The organism is Bathymodiolus heckerae thiotrophic gill symbiont (genome assembly GCF_900128515.1).
Lineage (GTDB): Bacteria > Pseudomonadota > Gammaproteobacteria > PS1 > Pseudothioglobaceae > Thioglobus_A.
Genome location: NZ_FQTP01000173.1, coordinates 1 through 1,881 on the forward strand (window position 1 = coordinate 1; position 1,881 = coordinate 1,881).

Sequence of the window (1,881 nt, forward strand, 5' to 3'; positions counted from 1 at the left end):
TTTTTGAGTGCGACCAAAGCCTTGTGACCCAGGTTGACGACCGGGTTTGCGTTGTTTCTCTGAGTCTTCCTGCTGATGGCCGTTTTCTTTCTTGCTTTCGCCAGTATCCACATCAGGAGTATCGTCCAACGACCTTTCCTTGTCGGTTCCTGACTTAAGAGCCTCTTTGTCCTCATGTTCCAGCTCTTCGTCTTCTTCATTATCTCTTGAGCCTTTATCCCAAGGAGCAAGACTGCCTGAAGGCTTTGAACTATTCGACGGGTTTTGATTGAGGCGCTCCATTGCTTCTTTAAGATCATTGGCCAGATTGATGCTCAACCCAGCGAGTGCGTCAGGATCTTTTTCCAGAAGTTTGCGGATGAATGGCTCATCAATTTGTAGTAATTCCTGTTCCTTGAGAACCATGAGCCTTAAACGCCTTTGTGAAATTATCGATATAATAAACACTTACAAGGTGTTTTTGTCAAGATTTTTAGGTTTTAACCGTAAGGGTCTGAACGGTTACAACCTGGCGGATATTAAACGGAGCTTTACGCTGAAAAACTTGCTCTTGAAAAACTGCTCCGATAGCAAAAATATCACCATTTTCATCGGATTCTAAGTCAAAGCTACAGATTTTATTTTGAAAATTAACCCAATCCATTGTTTAGTATTTATTCCTTTATAGCACCACGTATGAGCCAGCTTACCTTATTAGCCCAATATCTGCATTGTTTTGCTATTTGGTGTCCATAAAAGTGTTGGCACATCAACGATCGCCTTTTAATAAAATCACGATGTTATCTGTCGCACCTGCATTGGGATATTGTCCTGATAACATCCGTCTGACTTTAGTATCTCGAACTGAAAAATTCTCATACAAATTGTCTTGATAATAAAAAGCGGCTTTTAGCTTCCGCTCAAATTTAGCTGTAAACCGATTGAAGCGATGACTTAAAGTGAAAAATAGCTGATGCCCCTAAATGATATATAAAGACTATGAAATATACTTTTTATCCTCTTTAGTCGCTGGAACAATATGACTAGGAACGCCAGTTTTCTGCCATAAGTTACTTGGACTCTCAACAAATCCACTCATAACTTCGGCAGGCACTCTCCCCTTTTTCACCCATTTATCGCATTCATCAATTAATACATTATCGGGTTGCCCAGGCTGACGTTTTTCCTCTGAGTTTTCCGATTGAAGGCGGCTTTCTTGACTGACTTCTTCAGCAGACATCTTTAGCGTCGTCCGATTGCTGATCCTCGTCGCTTTCTAACCTGAGAGCATCTATTTCTTCAATATTCAATTCTTCGTCATCATCATCTTCGTTTCTTGAGCCTTTATCCCAAGGGGCGAGACTGCCTGAAGGTTTTGAACTATTTGACGAATTCTGATTGAGGCGTTCCAGTGCTTCTTTAAGATCATTGGCCAAATTGATGCTCAATCCGGCAAGTGGATCAGGATCTTTTTCCAGAAGTTTACTGATGAACTGTTCATCAATTTGTAGTAGTTCTTGTTCCTTGAGAGCCATGAGTCTTAAACACCTTTGTGTAATGATGAGTATAATAGACACTTACAAGATGTTTTTGTCAAGTTTATTAAGTTTTAACTGAGGGTCTGAATGGTTACCTTTGATTTAATGCTAAGCTGGTAACCCCACCTGTCATAACCATGTCAATACCTAATTTTAACTATTATTACTGTCCATTTTCCACATAAAATCCTTCCATCTGAAATCGTACTTCAGTAGACCTGATTTTTATGCGGCATTCATTTTTTTAAAATCATCACTCGTTTCCGGGATAGAGCCTGGAGAAGTAAACTTAACCTGTCATATTGGATGTCCACCCGAAGTGGCATCGGTTCAGCTTCATTGAATATTTTATTCTTCAGGGTAT

At 40.0% G+C, this 1,881-nt stretch carries 3 protein-coding genes and 1 pseudogene; all 4 read right to left on the minus strand.

Annotated elements, in window-relative coordinates; genetic code table 11:
- A pseudogene (locus tag BTHERMOSOX_RS10770) lies at positions 1-405 on the minus strand (IS66 family transposase); the annotation flags it as partial.
- Between the two features lie 67 nt (positions 406-472).
- Positions 473-643, minus strand: coding sequence for a hypothetical protein (locus BTHERMOSOX_RS10775; RefSeq protein ID WP_171004754.1), 171 nt, complete (start codon positions 641-643; stop codon positions 473-475).
- Between the two features lie 333 nt (positions 644-976).
- Complete coding sequence (locus BTHERMOSOX_RS10780) at positions 977-1,219, minus strand: hypothetical protein (RefSeq protein WP_138121135.1); 243 nt, start codon at positions 1,217-1,219, stop codon at positions 977-979.
- Entirely contained in the window at positions 1,209-1,514 is a 306-nt protein-coding gene (locus BTHERMOSOX_RS10785; RefSeq protein ID WP_138121136.1) for a hypothetical protein, read from the minus strand. Before BTHERMOSOX_RS10785 ends, BTHERMOSOX_RS10780 begins: the two co-directional genes overlap by 11 nt.
- Positions 1,515-1,881: the final 367 nt, after the last annotated feature.